The 16,897-nt window shown below is 63.4% G+C and carries 27 protein-coding genes; 25 read left to right on the forward strand and 2 right to left on the reverse strand.

Annotated features, from left to right (window positions below; all coding sequences use genetic code 11):
• Positions 1-96: 96 nt before the first annotated feature.
• Positions 97-1,044, reverse strand: a complete 948-nt coding sequence (locus D619_RS0102340; protein ID WP_017666951.1) for a sulfotransferase domain-containing protein — start codon at positions 1,042-1,044, stop codon at positions 97-99.
• Between the two features lie 180 nt (positions 1,045-1,224).
• On the opposite strand from D619_RS0102340, the gene D619_RS0102345 reads away from it, so the two are divergent.
• Complete coding sequence (locus D619_RS0102345; protein ID WP_152417241.1) at positions 1,225-2,064, forward strand: TauD/TfdA family dioxygenase; 840 nt, start codon at positions 1,225-1,227, stop codon at positions 2,062-2,064.
• Positions 2,065-2,068: 4 nt separating this feature from the next.
• Here D619_RS0102345 and D619_RS0102350 read toward each other — a convergent pair whose 3' ends face one another.
• Entirely contained in the window at positions 2,069-2,905 is an 837-nt protein-coding gene (locus tag D619_RS0102350) for an enoyl-CoA hydratase/isomerase family protein (protein ID WP_017666953.1), read from the reverse strand.
• Positions 2,906-3,172: 267 nt separating this feature from the next.
• Between D619_RS0102350 and rpsL the strand changes: the two genes are divergently transcribed.
• From rpsL to rpmD, 24 genes are all read left to right on the forward strand, one after another.
• Positions 3,173-3,544, forward strand: a complete 372-nt coding sequence (gene rpsL, locus D619_RS0102355; protein WP_017666954.1) for a 30S ribosomal protein S12 — start codon at positions 3,173-3,175, stop codon at positions 3,542-3,544.
• 13 nt (positions 3,545-3,557) lie between these two features.
• On the forward strand, positions 3,558-4,028 hold the full coding sequence (gene rpsG / locus D619_RS0102360) for a 30S ribosomal protein S7 (protein ID WP_017666955.1): 471 nt from the start codon (positions 3,558-3,560) through the stop codon (positions 4,026-4,028).
• 66 nt (positions 4,029-4,094) lie between these two features.
• On the forward strand, positions 4,095-6,188 hold the full coding sequence (gene fusA, locus D619_RS0102365) for an elongation factor G (protein WP_017666956.1): 2,094 nt from the start codon (positions 4,095-4,097) through the stop codon (positions 6,186-6,188).
• Positions 6,189-6,337: 149 nt separating this feature from the next.
• The gene (gene tuf / locus D619_RS0102370) at positions 6,338-7,528 is read left to right on the forward strand and encodes an elongation factor Tu (RefSeq protein ID WP_017666957.1); all 1,191 of its coding nucleotides are present in this window, start codon (positions 6,338-6,340) and stop codon (positions 7,526-7,528) included.
• A gap of 213 nt (positions 7,529-7,741) precedes the next feature.
• Positions 7,742-8,056, forward strand: coding sequence for a 30S ribosomal protein S10 (gene rpsJ, locus D619_RS0102375; protein ID WP_017666958.1), 315 nt, complete (start codon positions 7,742-7,744; stop codon positions 8,054-8,056).
• 91 nt (positions 8,057-8,147) lie between these two features.
• A complete protein-coding gene (gene rplC / locus D619_RS0102380; protein ID WP_017666959.1) occupies positions 8,148-8,891 on the forward strand; it encodes a 50S ribosomal protein L3 in 744 nt (247 codons plus the stop codon).
• A gap of 2 nt (positions 8,892-8,893) precedes the next feature.
• On the forward strand, positions 8,894-9,517 hold the full coding sequence (gene rplD, locus D619_RS0102385; RefSeq protein ID WP_017666960.1) for a 50S ribosomal protein L4: 624 nt from the start codon (positions 8,894-8,896) through the stop codon (positions 9,515-9,517).
• Complete coding sequence (locus D619_RS0102390) at positions 9,510-9,809, forward strand: 50S ribosomal protein L23 (RefSeq protein WP_017666961.1); 300 nt, start codon at positions 9,510-9,512, stop codon at positions 9,807-9,809. Before rplD ends, D619_RS0102390 begins: the two co-directional genes overlap by 8 nt.
• A gap of 16 nt (positions 9,810-9,825) precedes the next feature.
• The gene (gene rplB / locus D619_RS0102395; RefSeq protein WP_017666962.1) at positions 9,826-10,668 is read left to right on the forward strand and encodes a 50S ribosomal protein L2; all 843 of its coding nucleotides are present in this window, start codon (positions 9,826-9,828) and stop codon (positions 10,666-10,668) included.
• A gap of 6 nt (positions 10,669-10,674) precedes the next feature.
• On the forward strand, positions 10,675-10,950 hold the full coding sequence (gene rpsS / locus D619_RS0102400; protein WP_017666963.1) for a 30S ribosomal protein S19: 276 nt from the start codon (positions 10,675-10,677) through the stop codon (positions 10,948-10,950).
• The gene (gene rplV / locus D619_RS0102405; protein ID WP_017666964.1) at positions 10,950-11,336 is read left to right on the forward strand and encodes a 50S ribosomal protein L22; all 387 of its coding nucleotides are present in this window, start codon (positions 10,950-10,952) and stop codon (positions 11,334-11,336) included. Before rpsS ends, rplV begins: the two co-directional genes overlap by 1 nt.
• The gene (rpsC, locus tag D619_RS0102410) at positions 11,336-12,031 is read left to right on the forward strand and encodes a 30S ribosomal protein S3 (RefSeq protein WP_017666965.1); all 696 of its coding nucleotides are present in this window, start codon (positions 11,336-11,338) and stop codon (positions 12,029-12,031) included. Before rplV ends, rpsC begins: the two co-directional genes overlap by 1 nt.
• A gap of 13 nt (positions 12,032-12,044) precedes the next feature.
• Complete coding sequence (rplP, locus tag D619_RS0102415) at positions 12,045-12,473, forward strand: 50S ribosomal protein L16 (protein WP_017666966.1); 429 nt, start codon at positions 12,045-12,047, stop codon at positions 12,471-12,473.
• A gap of 4 nt (positions 12,474-12,477) precedes the next feature.
• Positions 12,478-12,693, forward strand: coding sequence for a 50S ribosomal protein L29 (gene rpmC, locus D619_RS0102420; protein ID WP_017666967.1), 216 nt, complete (start codon positions 12,478-12,480; stop codon positions 12,691-12,693).
• Positions 12,694-12,696: 3 nt separating this feature from the next.
• Entirely contained in the window at positions 12,697-12,933 is a 237-nt protein-coding gene (gene rpsQ / locus D619_RS0102425) for a 30S ribosomal protein S17 (RefSeq protein ID WP_017666968.1), read from the forward strand.
• A 107-nt stretch (positions 12,934-13,040) separates the two neighbouring features.
• Positions 13,041-13,409, forward strand: a complete 369-nt coding sequence (rplN, locus tag D619_RS0102430) for a 50S ribosomal protein L14 (protein ID WP_017666969.1) — start codon at positions 13,041-13,043, stop codon at positions 13,407-13,409.
• A complete protein-coding gene (rplX, locus tag D619_RS0102435) occupies positions 13,409-13,729 on the forward strand; it encodes a 50S ribosomal protein L24 (RefSeq protein WP_017666970.1) in 321 nt (106 codons plus the stop codon). The genes rplN and rplX overlap by 1 nt, the downstream gene beginning before the upstream one ends.
• Positions 13,722-14,300, forward strand: a complete 579-nt coding sequence (gene rplE / locus D619_RS0102440; RefSeq protein WP_017666971.1) for a 50S ribosomal protein L5 — start codon at positions 13,722-13,724, stop codon at positions 14,298-14,300. The genes rplX and rplE overlap by 8 nt, the downstream gene beginning before the upstream one ends.
• Before the next feature lie 3 nt (positions 14,301-14,303).
• Positions 14,304-14,609 carry a 30S ribosomal protein S14 gene (rpsN, locus tag D619_RS0102445; RefSeq protein WP_017666972.1) on the forward strand — a complete coding sequence of 102 codons (306 nt, stop codon included), beginning with the start codon at positions 14,304-14,306 and terminating at the stop codon, positions 14,607-14,609.
• 10 nt (positions 14,610-14,619) lie between these two features.
• Complete coding sequence (gene rpsH, locus D619_RS0102450) at positions 14,620-15,015, forward strand: 30S ribosomal protein S8 (protein WP_017666973.1); 396 nt, start codon at positions 14,620-14,622, stop codon at positions 15,013-15,015.
• Positions 15,016-15,017: 2 nt separating this feature from the next.
• Complete coding sequence (gene rplF / locus D619_RS0102455; RefSeq protein WP_017666974.1) at positions 15,018-15,551, forward strand: 50S ribosomal protein L6; 534 nt, start codon at positions 15,018-15,020, stop codon at positions 15,549-15,551.
• Positions 15,548-15,901, forward strand: coding sequence for a 50S ribosomal protein L18 (gene rplR / locus D619_RS0102460; RefSeq protein WP_017666975.1), 354 nt, complete (start codon positions 15,548-15,550; stop codon positions 15,899-15,901). The genes rplF and rplR overlap by 4 nt, the downstream gene beginning before the upstream one ends.
• Position 15,902: 1 nt before the next feature.
• Entirely contained in the window at positions 15,903-16,607 is a 705-nt protein-coding gene (rpsE, locus tag D619_RS0102465) for a 30S ribosomal protein S5 (protein WP_017666976.1), read from the forward strand.
• An 11-nt stretch (positions 16,608-16,618) separates the two neighbouring features.
• On the forward strand, positions 16,619-16,801 hold the full coding sequence (rpmD, locus tag D619_RS0102470) for a 50S ribosomal protein L30 (protein ID WP_026090625.1): 183 nt from the start codon (positions 16,619-16,621) through the stop codon (positions 16,799-16,801).
• Positions 16,802-16,897: the final 96 nt, after the last annotated feature.

Here is a 16,897-nt window from a genome sequence, read left to right on the forward strand (position 1 = left end):
ACGAAAGTTGGGTTTCTAGGACGGACAAGCAAAAGGGTGCAGGCCTCAGGCCTGCCCGCCGGAGGCCAATTTTCCTGTGTCTTCCGGCCGTGCCGCTCAGTCCGCCAGCGTTCTCGGATCGCCGGCCAGGCGGGTGCCACCTTCCACCCAGGCGCGCATGGCGGGCGTCATGCCGGCGTTGGCGGCAGCGTCATAATCGGCAAGATCGGCCTCGGTCAGCAGCCCGCGCCAGCGATCATTGGTGCCCTTGTGCAGGAAGGTCTTGCTGCCTTCCTTCCAGCTTTGCGCCGCCATGCCCAGAATCGCATCGCCATCGCGCTGCATCGAGGCAAAGCTCGCGGCATCGACAAGATCGGGCCACAGCGCCGGCGGCGTTTCCACCCCCATGAAGGCCGCGATGCGCCGCATTTCACCATCCAGATCAGCCTTCAGATCATTGTAGTGCACCATCAGCACGTTGGGCTGGCTGCGCACCGCCCAGTAGCTGCGCTGCAGCTCGAAATATTCGGCACAGGTCCAATCATCGAACGGCGCAAAGGCCGGATCGCGCAGCCAGCGCCGGAAGAAATCATGTGGATCCGCCAGCGGACGCGGGTAGGGGGCGGCGATTTCCGTTATGGCCAGCCCCTGTGCATCCATCAGACTCAATGCGTGATCGGAAAAGCCGTTGGTATGATTGTGATACGACATGCAGGCATCACGCGGATCCCGCGCGACGTGGATATAGAGCGTATCGTCGTGGAACGGCATCGCATCGAACGGCAGATGGGTTTTCAGCATCCGCCGACCCGGTGCCTCGTTCAGCATCGGGATGACGATATCGTGAGGGATGAAGAAGGCATCGAGCCAGGGATGCATCTGCATCACCGGCGCTGGAGCTGCCGATTGCAGCATCAGCATGGAAACGATGCGCTGGGTCCAGGTGGTGCCGCATTTGGGCGCGGTGCACACGATGATATCCCCGGGCCGCGCCTCCAGCCGATCCCAGACACGGCTGTCTGCGTGCCAGCTGCGCACCACACGTTCGGCTTTGCGGATCAGCATTGTCGTTCCCCCGTTTGGTCATAGTTTAGCGCGCCGCGGTGCCGAAGTCAGCGTCCAGTTTCCGGGGCTGAGCGATGGCCTGCGCGTCCTGATCAAATTGCTGCTTGATGGGGCGCCGTGGCGGATTGATACTTTACCCGATCGGCCCGCGCGGCGAGGGGGGAAGTTATGGCGACGGCAATGACGACGAGCACGCTGGATATCAGGCCGTTGACACCGGCCATCGGTGCCGAGATTTACGGCATCGATCTGGCCGCGCCGCATATCGCCGATCATATCCCGGCAATCCGGGCGGCGCTGCTCACCCACAAGGTGATCTTCTTCCGCGATCAACATATCACCGCGGCCCAGCATATCGCCTTCGCCCGCCACTTCGGCGATCTGGAAATCCACCCAGCCACGCCCAAGGATCAGCCCAACCCCGAAATCCTGCGCATCGCCCACGGGCCGGACAGCCGCGGTAGTGAAAACAACTGGCACAGCGACGTGACCTGGCGGGAACGGCCGTCATTGGGCTCGATCCTGCGCGCCATCGAAGTGCCGGAAGTAGGCGGCGACACGCTGTTTGCGGACATGCACCTGGCCTTCCTGTCGCTGAGCCCGGAAATGCAGCGCATCGCCCGCAGCCTGACCGCCGTGCATGATATCGCGCGGGTGTTTGCCAAACGGCTGGGCAAGGCGGCGGAGGAACTGCACGCCAAATATCCGCCGCAGCGCCACCCGGTGGTGCGCACCCACCCCGAAACCGGCGCGCCCACCCTGTTCGTCAATGGCGGCTTCACCAGCCATATCGAGGGCCTCAGCCCGCTGGAGAGCGAGCGTCTGCTGGCGCATTTCTATGCCACGGCATCGAACCCCGAACGCCAGTGCCGTTTCCGCTGGCAGCCGGGCAGCATCGCCTTCTGGGACAATCGCGCCACCCAGCATTTCGCCGCCAGCGATTATTTCCCCGCCCGCCGCGTGATGGAACGTGTCACCATTGCCGGCTGCAAGCCGTTTCACGATCCGGCACGGGGCTGAAGCCTCAGGCGCCCGCCACTGCCGCGCTGATCTCCGCCACCCGCCGTTCGCCTTCCCGCGTCTGCCCGCCCAGTGCCAGGAAGCGGCGCATGGCGGCGCGGGCCGGGTCGCTGAACAGCAGGGTCTGGAACAGGGCGGCTTCGCGCTCGCAGCCTTCCGCGATCGGCAGCGTCGCGCTGTCCACCGATTGCTTGGCCAGCCGCACCGCCGCTGCCGGGAAGCTGGCGATGCGGCGGGCCAGTGCGTCCACATGCGCGTCGATGGCATCGGCGGGCAGGGCGCGGTTGAGCCAGCCCCAGCGTTCCGCTGTTTCGGCATCCACGTCGATGCCGCCCAATATGATCTCCATCGCCCGCGCGCGGCCGACGAGGCGCGGCAGATTCTGGGTGCCGGTACCGCCGGGCAATATGCCGATCGGCACTTCCATCTGGTTGATGATGGTCTTGCCGATGACGCCGAAGCGCATGTCGAAATTCATCGACAGTTCGGCGCCGCCGCCGCCGACCCGGCCTTCGATCTGCGCGATCGTCACCTTGTCCATGGTGCGGAAACGGTGGCACATTTCATGATAGGCATTGGCCGCCTCGGTGGGCGGCGCCGGCGCATCGGCCATGGCGATCAGCGCTTCGACATCGAAATGGGCGAGGAAGAAATCCGGGTCCGCGCTCTTCAGCACGAACACCAGCACCGACGGGTCGGCCTCCAGTTCGGCTGCCAGCTGCGCCAGCTCCCCGAACAGCGCCATGGTGATGATGTTGATCGGCGGATTGTTGATCACCGCCGTGATCAGCGGGCCATCCCGCCGGACCTGCAGCAGCGTATAATTGTCATAGGCCATCATCTGTCTCCCCCAGCGGCAGCAAAGCTTACGCCTCGGCCCCCACAGTGCAAGCCAGCGATGTTGACCTCTCCGGCCGCCTCGTCTAAAGGCGCGCATCCCTGAACGGCGGCAACGCTGGGCGGGGGATACGACAGACGGCACCGTGCGTGAACAAGCCTTCCGGTTTCGGGAGGCCTTTTCGCGCTTATGTGATGGGAACATCAACGGGGCAGGTCTGGAGTAGGCGTCTGGCCATGGTGGCCATTTGCCGAAGCGAGAAGAGAGACGATGCCAACGATCAACCAGTTGATCCGCAAGGGTCGCACGCCGCAAAAGGCGCGCAACAAGGTGCCGGCCATGGAGGCCAACCCGCAGAAGCGTGGCGTTTGCACCCGCGTTTACACCACCACCCCCAAGAAGCCGAACTCGGCGCTCCGCAAGGTGGCCAAGATCCGTCTGACCAATGGCTTTGAAGTCATCGGCTACATCCCGGGTGAAGGCCACAACCTGCAGGAACACTCGGTCGTGCTGATTCGCGGCGGCCGCGTGAAGGATCTTCCCGGCGTGCGCTATCACATCGTTCGCGGTGTGCTCGACACGCAGGGTGTGAAGAACCGCAAGCAGAGCCGTTCGAAGTACGGCGCCAAGCGTCCGAAGTAAGGGGGATATAGATATGTCACGTCGTCGTCGCCCCGAAAAGCGCGTCATCCTGCCGGATCCCAAGTTCGGCGATCAGGTGCTTTCCAAATTCATGAACCTCGTCATGCTGCAGGGCAAGAAGTCGGTCGCTGAATCGATCGTCTATTCCGCTCTCGAAGTGATCGAGGCCAAGAGCCGCCGTGAACCGCTGGGCGTGTTCCACGATGCGCTTGCCAACGTGCGCCCGGGCATCGAAGTGCGCAGCCGCCGCGTCGGCGGTGCCACTTACCAGGTGCCGGTGGAAGTCCGTCCGGAACGTGGCCAGGCGCTGGCCATCCGCTGGATCATCTCGGCCGCCCGCAAGCGCGCCGAGCACACGATGGCCGCCCGGCTGTCGGCCGAGCTGATGGACGCCGCCGCCAACCGCGGTTCGGCCGTCAAGAAGCGTGAAGACACGCACCGGATGGCGGAAGCCAACCGCGCCTTCTCGCACTACCGCTGGTAATCAGTGCGGCCGGCGCCGTTCGCGGTGCCGGCCCATCCCTTTCCCCCAAGCCTGAGGCTCTTCCCCATGCCCCGCTCCCACCCGCTTGAGCGTTATCGCAACATCGGCATCATGGCCCACATCGATGCCGGCAAGACGACCACGACCGAGCGCATCCTCTATTACACCGGCAAGTCCTACAAGATTGGCGAAGTGCACGAAGGCACCGCCACCATGGACTGGATGGAGCAGGAGCAGGAGCGCGGTATCACCATCACGTCGGCCGCCACCACGTGCTTCTGGCGCGCCCAGGACGGCAAGGGTGAAGAGCATCGCATCAACATCATCGACACCCCCGGACACGTGGACTTCACCATCGAAGTCGAACGTTCGCTGCGCGTGCTCGATGGTGCCGTGGCCTGCTTCGACGGCGTGGCCGGCGTGGAGCCGCAGTCCGAAACCGTGTGGCGCCAGGCAGACAAGTACAAGGTGCCGCGCATGTGCTTCGTCAACAAGCTTGACCGCACCGGTGCCAATTTCGATCGCTGCGTGCAGATGATCAAGGATCGCCTGGGTGCCCGCCCGGCCGTGCTGTATCTGCCGATCGGCCTCGAGAGCGATTTCGTCGGCCTTGTCGATCTGGTCGAGAACCGCGCCATTGTCTGGCTGGAAGAAAGCCTGGGCGCCAAGTTCGAATACAAGGACATTCCGGCCGACATGGCCGATGCCGCTGCCGCTGCCCGTTCCGAGCTGATCGAAATGGCCGTCGAGCAGGACGACGACGTCATGGAAGCCTATCTGGAGGGCAATGAGCCCGACGTCGCCACGCTGAAGAAGCTGATCCGCAAGGGCACGCTGAACTTCGATTTCGTGCCGGTGCTGTGCGGTTCGGCGTTCAAGAACAAGGGCGTGCAGCCGCTGCTCGACGCCGTTGTCGATTATCTGCCGAGCCCGCTCGACATTCCGCCGGTGGTTGGCATCAACCTGAAGGACGTCGAAGAGACCCGCGAGGCCTCCGATGACGAGCCGTTTGCGGCGCTGGCCTTCAAGATCATGACCGATCCGTTCGTCGGCACGCTCACCTTTGCCCGCATCTATTCGGGCAAGCTGGAAGCCGCCTCGACCGTGCTGAACAGCGTGAAGGACAAGCGCGAGAAGATTGGCCGCATGCTGCTGATGCACGCCAACAACCGCGAAGACATCAAGGAAGCCATGGCCGGCGACATCGTCGCCCTCGTGGGTCTGAAGGATGTCACCACCGGTGACACGCTGTGCTCGACGCTGAAGCCGGTGATCCTGGAGCGCATGGAATTCCCCGATCCCGTCATCGAAGTCGCCGTGGAACCCAAGACCAAGGCTGACCAGGAAAAGATGGGCATCGCCCTCAACCGCCTGGCCCAGGAAGATCCGTCGTTCCGTGTGTCGTCTGATAACGAAAGCGGCCAGACCATCATCAAGGGCATGGGCGAACTCCACCTGGAAATCCTCGTCGATCGCATGAAGCGCGAGTTCAAGGTGGAAGCCAATGTCGGTGCACCGCAGGTGGCCTATCGTGAATCGCTCGCCCGCAAGGTCGATGTCGATTACACCCACAAGAAGCAGTCGGGCGGCTCCGGCCAGTTCGGTCGCGTCAAGATGACGGTCGAGCCGGGCGAGCGCGGTTCGGGCGTGCTGTTCATCGATGAAGTGAAGGGCGGCAACGTGCCGCGCGAATATATCCCGGCTGTCGAAAAGGGCATCCGTGAAGTCGCGTCGTCGGGCCACCTGATCGGCTTCCCGCTGATCGACTTCAAGGCCACCCTGTATGACGGCGCCTATCACGACGTCGACTCCTCGGCCCTGGCCTTTGAAATCACCGGTCGCGGCGCCATGCGCGAAGCTGCCGACAAGGCCGGCATCAAGATCCTCGAACCGATCATGAAGGTCGAGGTGGTGACGCCGGAAGATTATCTGGGTGACGTGATCGGCGATCTGAACAGCCGCCGTGGCCAGATCCAGGGCACCGATACCCGCGGCAATGCCCAGGTGATCGATGCCATGGTGCCGCTGGCCAACATGTTCGGTTACGTGAACAACCTGCGCTCCATGTCGCAGGGCCGCGCCCAGTACACGATGCAGTTCAGCCACTATGACGAAGTGCCGTCGAACGTGGCTGAGGAAATCAAGCTCAAGCTGGCTTGATTTTTCGCGAAACCCGGCTAGTCAGCGCGCCTCTGGGCACGATGATTCGGCCGGTTCTCCGCTGACACCACCGCCAGGGCGGTTCCGTTGTGGACCCGCCAAAATCGTTGAACGCCTCACACGTTGAGCAAGGAAGAAGGTTCAAGGCCATGGCCAAAGCAAAATTCGAGCGGAACAAGCCGCACTGCAACATCGGGACCATCGGTCACGTCGACCATGGCAAGACCTCGCTGACTGCCGCCATCACCAAGGTGCTGGCTGAAACCGGTGGCGCCACCTTCACGTCGTACGACAACATCGACAAGGCCCCGGAAGAGCGTGAGCGCGGCATCACCATCTCGACCGCCCACGTCGAGTATGAAACCACCAACCGCCACTATGCCCACGTCGATTGCCCCGGCCACGCCGATTATGTGAAGAACATGATCACCGGTGCCGCGCAGATGGACGGCGCCATCCTGGTCGTGTCGGCCACCGATGGCCCGATGCCGCAGACCAAGGAGCACATCCTGCTCGCCAAGCAGGTCGGCGTGCCGTCGATGGTCGTGTTCATGAACAAGTGCGACCTGGTTGACGACGAGGAAATCCTCGAGCTGGTCGAAATGGAAATCCGTGAAGAACTGTCCAAGCGCGATTTCGATGGCGACAACATTCCGATCATCCGTGGTTCGGCCGTGTGCGCCCTGAACGGCACCAACGACAAGCTGGGCCGTGAAGCCATCCTGGCGCTGATGGCCGCTGTTGACGATTATATCCCGCAGCCGGAGCGTCCGCTGGACAAGCCGTTCCTGATGCCGATCGAAGACGTGTTCTCGATCTCGGGCCGCGGCACCGTGGTCACCGGCCGCGTGGAATCGGGCGTCGTCAAGGTTGGCGAGGAAATCGAGATCGTCGGTATCCACGACACCCGCAAGACCGTCTGCACCGGCGTCGAAATGTTCCGCAAGCTGCTCGATCAGGGCCAGGCTGGCGATAACATCGGTGCCCTGCTGCGCGGTGTGGGCCGTGAAGACGTGGAGCGCGGCCAGGTGCTGTGCAAGCCCGGCTCGATCAAGCCGCACACCGAGTTCACCGCCGAAGTCTATGTGCTGTCGAAGGACGAAGGTGGCCGTCACACGCCGTTCTTCGCCAACTACCGCCCGCAGTTCTACTTCCGCACCACCGACGTCACCGGCACCGTTGAGCTGCCGGCTGGCACCGAAATGGTGATGCCGGGTGACAACGTGCAGCTGACCGTCAAGCTGATCGCTCCGATCGCCATGGACCAGGGCCTGCGCTTCGCCATTCGCGAAGGCGGCCGTACCGTCGGCGCCGGCGTGGTTGCAACCATCATCAAGTGAGTGTAAAGGGCCGCTTCCCTAGGGGAGCGGCCCTGATTCGTCCGCGCGTGGAAACACCGCGCAGATGAAAAAGCCGGGCCCCGCGGCGTGAAGACCCAGGGGCAGGAATTTCGAAGCGGCCGGTGCAACCCCGACCTTGGTTTGGGGATGAACCGGTCCGCTTTTTTTGAATGAACGCTGCCAATATTTTGGCTGCAGAACAAGATTGGTGCCATGGACGCTCAGAACATCCGCATTCGCCTGAAGGCTTTTGACCATCGTGTGCTCGATCTGGCCACCGGTGAGATCGCCGACACCGCCAAGCGGACTGGTGCGGCCATCCGTGGCCCGATTCCGCTGCCGACGCGCTTCGAGAAGTTCACCGTGAACCGCTCGCCGCACGTCGACAAGAAGAGCCGTGAACAGTTCGAGGTGCGCACCTACAAGCGTCTTCTCGACATTGTTGACCCGACCCCGCAGACGGTGGACGCGCTGATGAAGCTCGATCTGGCCGCCGGCGTGGACGTGGAAATCAAGCTCGGCAAGTAACCGTCCCGACCAAATACGCGGAGCGACTTTGGAAGGGTCACGCCCCTCCCCCGGGAACACCGGATGGGGCCTCTGATGAAAGGAACAGATCATGCGCACAGGCGTGATCGCGAAGAAAATGGGGATGACGCGGATTTTCCGCGATGACGGCCGGCACGTTCCGGTGACCGTCCTTGCCCTCGAGAACAACCAGGTCGTCGCGGTGAAGACCGACGAGACCGACGGCTACACCGCTGTCCAGCTTGGCGCTGGCGCGAAGAAGGCCAAGAACACCACGAAGCCCGAGCGCGGTCATTTCGGCAAGGCCGAAGTGGAGCCCAAGGCCAAGGTGGCGGAATTCCGCGTGGCGGCTGACGCCGTGCTGGAACCCGGCGCCACCATTTCCGCGGATCATTTTGTCCCCGGCCAGATGGTTGATGTCACCGGCATCACCCAGGGCAAGGGCTTTGCCGGCGTCATGAAGCGCTGGAACTTCGGCGGTCTGCGCGCCACCCACGGCGTCTCGGTCTCGCACCGTTCGCACGGTTCCACTGGCCAGCGCCAGGATCCGGGCAAGGTGTTCAAGGGCAAGAAGATGGCCGGCCACATGGGCGCCAAGCAGCGCACCCAGCAAAATCTGGAAGTCGTGTCGACCGACGTCGAGCGCGGCCTGATCTTCGTGATGGGCTCGGTGCCCGGCTCGAAGGGCGGCTGGCTGCTCGTCAAGGACGCCGTCAAGGTGGCCCGCAACGCCGACGCCCCCTATCCGGCCGCTCTCAAGGTGGCTGCCAACACCAACGTCGTGACCGAAGCGGTTGATGCCGCCCCGGCCGCTGACGAAACCACGGAGGCCTGATCATGAAGATTCAGGTGAAGACCCTGACCGCGGCTGACGCCGGCGAGCTGGAACTGTCGGACGCCGTGTTCGGCAAGGAACCGCGCCTCGATATCCTGCACCGCGTTGTGACCTGGCAGCTGGAAAAGCGTCGCGGCACCGCCCGCAAGGCGCGTGAGCGCAGCGAAGTCGCCCGCACTGGCAAGAAGCTGGGCAACCAGAAGGGCGGCGGTCGTGCCCGTCACGGCAACCGCGCCGCGCCGCAGTTCATCGGCGGCGGCAAGGCCCATGGCCCGCGCGTGCGTGATTTCGATCCGTCGCTGAACAAGAAGATCCGCCGTCTTGGCCTGGCCACCGCGCTGTCGGTGAAGGCCCAGGAAGGCAAGCTGATCGTCGTGGAAGACCTGAACCTTGGCGAAGCCAAGACTAAGGCGTTCCTCGCTTCGATGGGCGCGCTCGGCATCACGTCCGGCCTGTTCATCGATGGCGCTGCGGTTGATGTCGGCTTTGCCCGCGCGTCGGCCAACGTGCCGCACATCGATGTGCTGCCGGCCATCGGCGCCAACGTCTATGACATTCTCAAGCACGACACGCTGGTCCTGACCCGCGCTGCCGTTTCGGCTCTGGAGGCCCGGGTCAATGGCTAACATCGATCTCAAGCACTACGACGTTGTCGTGAAGCCGGTGATCACCGAGAAGTCCACGCTGGTGTCGGAATATAACCAGGTCGTCTTCCAGGTCGCCAAGGACAGCACCAAGCCGCAGATCAAGGCCGCCATCGAAGCGCTCTATGGCGTGAAGGTGCTGGCCGTGAACACCATGGTCGCCAAGGGCAAGACCAAGCGCTGGCGCGGCCAGGAATATCGCCGGTCTGATGTGAAGAAGGCCGTGGTGACGGTTGCCGATGGCGACCGCATCGACGTGACCACCAGCATCTGAGGGCAGGGACAGAACCATGGCACTCAAGAAATTCAACCCGACCAGCCCCGGCCAGCGCGGCCTGGTGCTGATCGACCGCTCGGCCCTGCACAAGGGTCGTCCGCTCAAGACGCTCACCGAAGGTCTGAAGAAGACCGGCGGCCGCAACAACAAGGGCCACGCCACCGCGCGCGGCATTGGCGGCGGTCACAAGCGCCTGTATCGGATCGTCGATTTCAAGCGCCGTCTGTGGGACGTGCCGGCCACTGTCGAACGGATGGAATATGACCCCAACCGTTCGGCCTTCATCGCGCTGGTGAAGTACGCCGACAAGGAAGGCACCCAGGCCTATATCATCGCCCCGCAGCGCCTGAACGTTGGTGACAGCGTGATCGCCGGCAAGAAGGTCGACGTGAAGCCGGGCAATGCGATGGAAATCGGCCAGATGCCGGTTGGCACCATTGTCCACAACGTCGAGCTGAAGCCCGGCAAGGGCGGCCAGATGGCCCGCGCCGCCGGCACCTTCGTGCAGGTCGTGGGCCGCGACAAGGGCATGGTGATGGTGCGCCTGAACTCGGGCGAGCAGCGTTATGTCCGCGCCGAGTGCATGGCCACCGTGGGCGCCGTGTCCAACCCGGACAACAGCAACCAGAACCTCGGCAAGGCCGGCCGCAACCGCTGGCTCGGCTATCGTCCGCTCACCCGCGGCGTTGCCAAGAACCCGGTCGACCACCCGCACGGCGGTGGTGAAGGCCGCACCTCGGGCGGCCGTCACCCGGTCACCCCGTGGGGCAAGCCGACCAAGGGCATGAAGACCCGTTCGAACAAGGCGACGGATCACATGATCATCCGTTCGCGCCACGCCAAGAAGAAGAGGTAAGCGCGCATGAGCCGCTCCGTCTGGAAGGGTCCCTTCGTGGATCTCTCGCTGCTGAAGAAGGCCGAAGCCGCACAGGGCTCCGGTGCGCGTGCGCCGATCAAGACCTGGTCGCGCCGTTCCACCATCCTGCCGCAGTTCGTTGGCCTCACCTTCAACGTTTACAATGGCAAGAAGCACATCCCCGTCACCGTCAACGAAGACATGGTGGGCATGAAGCTGGGCGAATTCGCGCCGACGCGCTTCTTCCCCGGCCACGCCGCTGACAAGAAGGGCAAGCGCTGATGTCCAAGCCCAAATCCCCCCGCAAGGTCGGCGACCGCGAGGCGCTGGCTGTTGCCACCACCATCCGCGGCTCGGCCTACAAGCTGAACCTGGTGGCTGGTCTGATCCGCGGCCGCAAGGCTTCGGACGCGCTCAACATCCTGCAGTTCAGCCGCAAGGCGATGGCGGTTGATGTGCGCAAGGTGCTGGCTTCGGCCGTCGCCAACGCCGAGAACAACCACAATCTCGATGTCGATGCGCTGATCGTCAAGGAAGCCAGCGTTGGCAAGGCGATCACCATGAAGCGCTTCACGCCGCGTGCGCGTGGCCGTGCCTCTGCCATCACCAAGCCGTTCAGCCGCCTGCGCGTCGTCGTCCGCGAAGCCGATGAAGAGGGAGCAAACTAATGGGTCACAAGACGTCCCCCATCGGTCTGCGCCTGCAGATCAACCGCACCTGGGACAGCCGCTGGTTCGCCAAGGGCGACGATTACGGCAATCTGCTGCTGGAAGATCTTCGCATCCGCGAGTTCATCCTGAAGAACCACGCCCAGGCCGCCATCTCCAAGGTGGTGATCGAGCGCCCGGCCAAGCTGTGCCGCGTGTCCATCTTTGCCGCGCGCCCCGGCGTGATCATCGGCAAGAAGGGTGCGGACATCGAGAAGCTGCGCAAGCAGATCGCCCAGATGACCCGCAGCGACGTGAGCCTGAACATCGTTGAAATCCGCAAGCCGGAAATCGATGCCAAGCTGGTGGCCGCCGGTGTGTGCGATCAGCTGGAGCGCCGCATCGCCTTCCGCCGCGCCATGAAGCGCGCGGTGCAGTCGGCCCTGCGCCTGGGCGCCGAAGGCATCAAGATCACCTGCTCGGGCCGTTTGGGTGGCGCGGAAATCGCCCGCACCGAATGGTATCGTGAAGGCCGTGTGCCGCTGCACACCCTGCGCGGCAATGTCGATTATGCCGAACATCAGGCCCACACTGCCTATGGCGTGTGCGGCGTGAAGGTCTGGATCTTCAAGGGCGAAATCCTTGGCCACGACCCGATGGCCCAGGATCGCCTGATGATGGAAGCCCAGACCTCTGGCGTCCGTCCGGCGCGCTGAGGAGTAGAAAGAAATGCTGTCACCAAAGCGCACCAAGTTCCGCAAGGCGTTCAAGGGCCGCATCCATGGCGATGCCAAGGGTGGTTCGGCGCTGAACTTCGGCGCCTTCGGCCTGAAGGCCATGGAGCCGGAGCGGATCACCGCCCGCCAGATCGAAGCGGCTCGTCGCGCCATTTCGCGTCACATGAAGCGTCAGGGCCGTTTGTGGATCCGGATTTTCCCCGATCTGCCGGTATCGTCCAAGCCTGCTGAAGTCCGCATGGGCTCGGGCAAGGGTTCGCCGGAATATTGGGTGGCCCGCGTCAAGCCCGGCCGTATCATGTTCGAACTCGACGGCGTGCCGTACGACGTTGCTGCCGGCGCTTTCGAGCGTGCGGCCGCCAAGCTGCCGATCAAGACCAAGATGGTGGTCCGCCTCGGCGAACCGACCACACAGGACTAAGACAATGGCCGACAAGATTTTTGCCGATCTGAAGGTTTCGACCGACGATCAACTCGCCAACCAGCTCTCGGAGCTGAAGCGGGAACAGTTCAACCTGCGGTTCCAGGCGGCCACCGGCCAGCTGGAGAGCCCCGGCCGTGTGCGCATCGTGCGCCGCACGATCGCCCGCATCAAGACGCTGCAATCGGCCCGCAAGGCCGCCGCGCAGCCGGGAGCCTGAGACATGCCGAAGCGCGTATTGCAGGGCACCGTGGTGTCCGACAAGGGCGACAAGACGGTCGTCGTGCTGGTGGAGCGCAAGGTCGCTCACCCGGTGTACGGCAAGATCATCCGTCGTTCGAAGAAGTATCACGCCCACGACGAGGGCAATGTGATCAAGGCCGGTGACACGGTGCGCATCGAGGAATGTGCGCCGCTGTCCAAGCTGAAGACGTGGAAGGTATTGGAAAAGGTCGGGTAAACCGACCTTTTCGGGAAAGTGCTCGAAAAGGTCGGCTGACCTTTTCCGGCTGAGTTTTGAACCGTCTGCCGGTCGGAATCGGCAGACTTGATGGAAGGATCGAACGCATGATCCAGATGCAGACGAACCTCGACGTGGCGGACAACAGTGGCGCCAAGCGGGTGATGTGCATCAAGGTCCTGGGCGGCTCCAAGCGTCGGTTTGCCGGCGTCGGCGACATCATCGTGGTGTCGGTGAAGGAAGCGCAGCCCAAGGGCAAGGTGAAGAAGGGTGATGTGCACCGCGCTGTCGTGGTGCGCACCGCCAAGGATATCCGTCGTCCCGACGGCTCGGTGATCCGCTTCGACAGCAATGCTGCCGTGCTGATCAACAAGAATGAAGAGCCGATCGGCACCCGCATCTTCGGGCCGGTGGTGCGTGAACTGCGCGCCACGGGTCACATGAAGATCATCAGCCTTGCCCCCGAGGTGCTGTGATGAGCGCTGCCAAGATCAAGAAGGGTGACACCGTGATTGTCCTGTCCGGCAAGGACAAGGGCAAGGAAGGCACCGTGACCCGCAACCTGCCGCGCGACGGCAAGGTGGTGGTGGCCGGTGTGAATCTGATCACCCGTCACAACAAGCCGAACCAGGCCAACCCGAATGGCGGTATCGAACGCGTGGAAGCGCCGATGGCCGTTTCGAAGGTGGCGCTGAAGGATCCGACCACTGGCCAGCCGACCCGCGTGGGCTTTGCCGTGGTGGATGGCAAGAAGGTGCGCGTCGCCAAGAAGTCGGGAGCCGTGATCAATGGCTGAGAAGCTCAACCCCCGCATGCAGGTCCTGTATGCCGAAACGATCCGCCCGAAGATGGTGGAACTGTTCGGCTACAAGAATCTGATGGAAGTGCCGAAGATCGAGAAGATCGTGCTCAACATGGGCGTCGGTGAAGCCACCCAGGACAAGAAGAAGGTCGAACAGGCTGCCGGTGAAATGGCCCTGATCGCTGGCCAGAAGCCGGTGATCTGTAGAGCCAAGAAGTCGGTCGCGCAGTTCAAGCTGCGTGAAGGCATGCCGATCGGCTGCAAGGTCACGCTGCGCCGCGAGCGCATGTATGAATTCCTTGATCGCTTCGTCACCATCGCGCTGCCGCGCGTGAAGGATTTCCGTGGCCTTTCCGCCAAGTCGTTCGATGGCCGTGGCAACTATGCCACCGGCATCAAGGAACAGCTGATCTTCCCGGAAATCAACTATGACCGGATCGACCAGATTCGCGGCATGGACATCATCGTGGCCACCACGGCCAAGACCGATGAGGAAGCCCGCGCGCTGCTGGCGCTGTTCGGCTTCCCGTTCATTGGTTACACCCTCGAAAAGAAGGCGGCCTGAACCATGGCGAAGCTTTCGATGATCAACAAGAACGAGCGTCGCAAGGCGCTGGTTGTGAAGTACGCCGGCAAATATGCCGTGCTCAAGGCGATCGCCAATGATGAAGGCCGTTCCGATGAGGAACGTCTGATGGCCCGCCTGAAGATGGCCGAGCTGCCGCGCAACGCGAACCCGACCCGGGTGCGCAACCGCTGCGAGCTGACCGGCCGTCCGCGCGCCTATTACCGCAAGTTCAAGCTTTCGCGCGTCATGCTGCGGGAACTGGCCAACAAGGGCCTGATTCCCGGTGTGACCAAGTCGAGCTGGTAAGGATAGCCCGATGTCGATGTCTGATCCCTTGGGCGATATGCTCACCCGGATCCGGAACGGCCAGCAGGCCCGCAAGGATTCGATCGTCACCCCCGCTTCCAGGCTGCGCGCCCGCGTTCTGGATGTTCTGCAGCGTGAAGGCTATATCCGTGGCTATGCCCCGGTGCTCGATGGCAGTCACGAGAACCTGCGGATCGACCTGAAATATTTCGAAGGTCGCCCCGCCATCCAGCACCTGGCCCGCGTGTCGAAGCCCGGCCGCCGCGTTTACAGCGGCGCCACCGAGCTGCCGCGCATTCGCAACGGCCTGGGTATCACCATCGTTTCGACGCCCCAGGGCGTTCTTTCCGACGCGGAAGCGCGCGAAAAGAATGTTGGCGGCGAAATCCTCTGCCAGGTGTTCTGACCATGTCGCGCATCGGAAAGAAACCCGTCGCCGTTCCGGCCGGTGTCACCGCCACCATCAACGACCGCATCCTGGTCGTGAAGGGTCCCAAGGGCGAGATGTCCATGCCGCTGGTGGACGACATCAGCTACACCATCGATGGTGCCCAGATCGCGGTGCTGCCGGCCAACGAGACCAAGCGCGCCCGTGCCTTCTGGGGCATGCAGCGCACGATGGTGAACAACCTCGTCACCGGCGTGTCGGATGGCTTCACCAAGGTGCTGGAAATCACCGGCGTCGGCTATCGTGCCTCGGTGCAGGGCAGCAACCTCAAGTTGCAGCTCGGCTACAGCCACGATGTCGATTTCGCCATTCCGGCCGGCATCACCATCAAGACGCCTGATCCGACAACGGTGGAAATCACCGGCGCCGACAAGCAGCGCGTTGGCCAGGTTGCCGCCGAAATCCGCCGCTGGCGCAAGCCGGAGCCCTACAAGGGCAAGGGCATCAAGTACCGCGGCGAGTTCATCTTCCGGAAGGAAGGGAAGAAGAAATGAGCAAGCTCACCCATTTCGAACAGCGTCGGCGCCGCGTGCGCACGGCCCTGCGCCTCAAGAGCGGCGGTCGTCCGCGCCTGTCGGTGCATCGTTCGTCGCAACATATCTATGCCCAGATCATCGACGACACCAACGGTGTCACGCTGGCGTCGGCCTCCACCCTGGAGAAGGACGTGCGGGCTTCGACCGGCGCCACCACCGACGCTGCGTCGGCCGTTGGCAAGCGCCTGGCCGAGCGGGCCAAGGCGGCCGGCGTTTCGGCCGTGGTGTTCGACCGTGGCGGTTTCCTCTTCCATGGCCGCGTGAAAGCGCTGGCTGAGGGCGCCCGCGAAGGCGGACTGGAGTTCTAAGATGAGCGATGAAATCGAAGTGACCGGCGCAGCGCCGGAAGGCGAAGGCCGCGGCCGTGGCCGTGGTCGTGGTGGCCCCGGCGGTGATCGTCGTGGCGGCCCCGGTGGTAACCGTCGTGACGGTGACCGCAACAAGCGTGGCCGTGACAACAACAGCGGCGAACCCGCTGGCGAAGAGCTGATCGAAAAGCTCGTCCACATCAACCGCGTCTCCAAGACCGTGAAGGGCGGCAAGCGCTTCGGCTTTGCAGCCCTGGTCGTGGTGGGTGACGGCAAGGGCCGCGTTGGCTTCGGCCATGGCAAGGCCCGCGAAGTGCCGGAAGCCATCGCCAAGGCCACCGCCGCCGCCAAGAAGGCGATGGTGCGCGTGCCGCTGCGCGATGGCCGCACCCTGCACCATGATGGCTACGGCCATTTCGGTGCCGGCAAGGTCTATGTGCGTTCCGCCACGCAGGGCACCGGCATCATCGCCGGTGGTCCGATGCGCGCCGTGTTCGAATCGCTGGGCGTTGCCGACGTGGTCACCAAGTCGGTGGGCACCAACAACCCCTACAACATGATCCGTGCCACCTTCGCGGCCCTGGTTGGCCAGGTCAGCCCGAAGAGCGTCGCCCAGCGTCGCGGCAAGAAGGTTGTGGATCTGCTGTCGCGCCGCGGCGACGTTTCGGCCAAGCAGGCCGAAGCCGACGCCGAAGCGGTGGCGTGAGGAGAGGCATGATGGCCAAAGTCAAAGTCACCCAGATCGGTTCGCCGATCCGCCGCACCCCGATCCAGGAAAAGAACCTGATCGGTCTCGGCCTCAACAAGATGAACCGCAGCCGCGAGCATGTCGATACGCCGGAAATCCGGGGCATGATCAAGAAGGTGGCGCATCTTCTGAAGGTTGAAGAGGTCGCGTGACCCCTTTGCCCGGCCCCGGCCGGGCACGAACAAATGCCGGGCACCGCAGGTTCATCCTGGGGTGCCCGGCCATTTCAGGCTCAACAACCAGCGCGT

Source organism: Sandarakinorhabdus sp. AAP62 (assembly GCF_000331225.1).
Lineage (GTDB): Bacteria > Pseudomonadota > Alphaproteobacteria > Sphingomonadales > Sphingomonadaceae > Sandarakinorhabdus.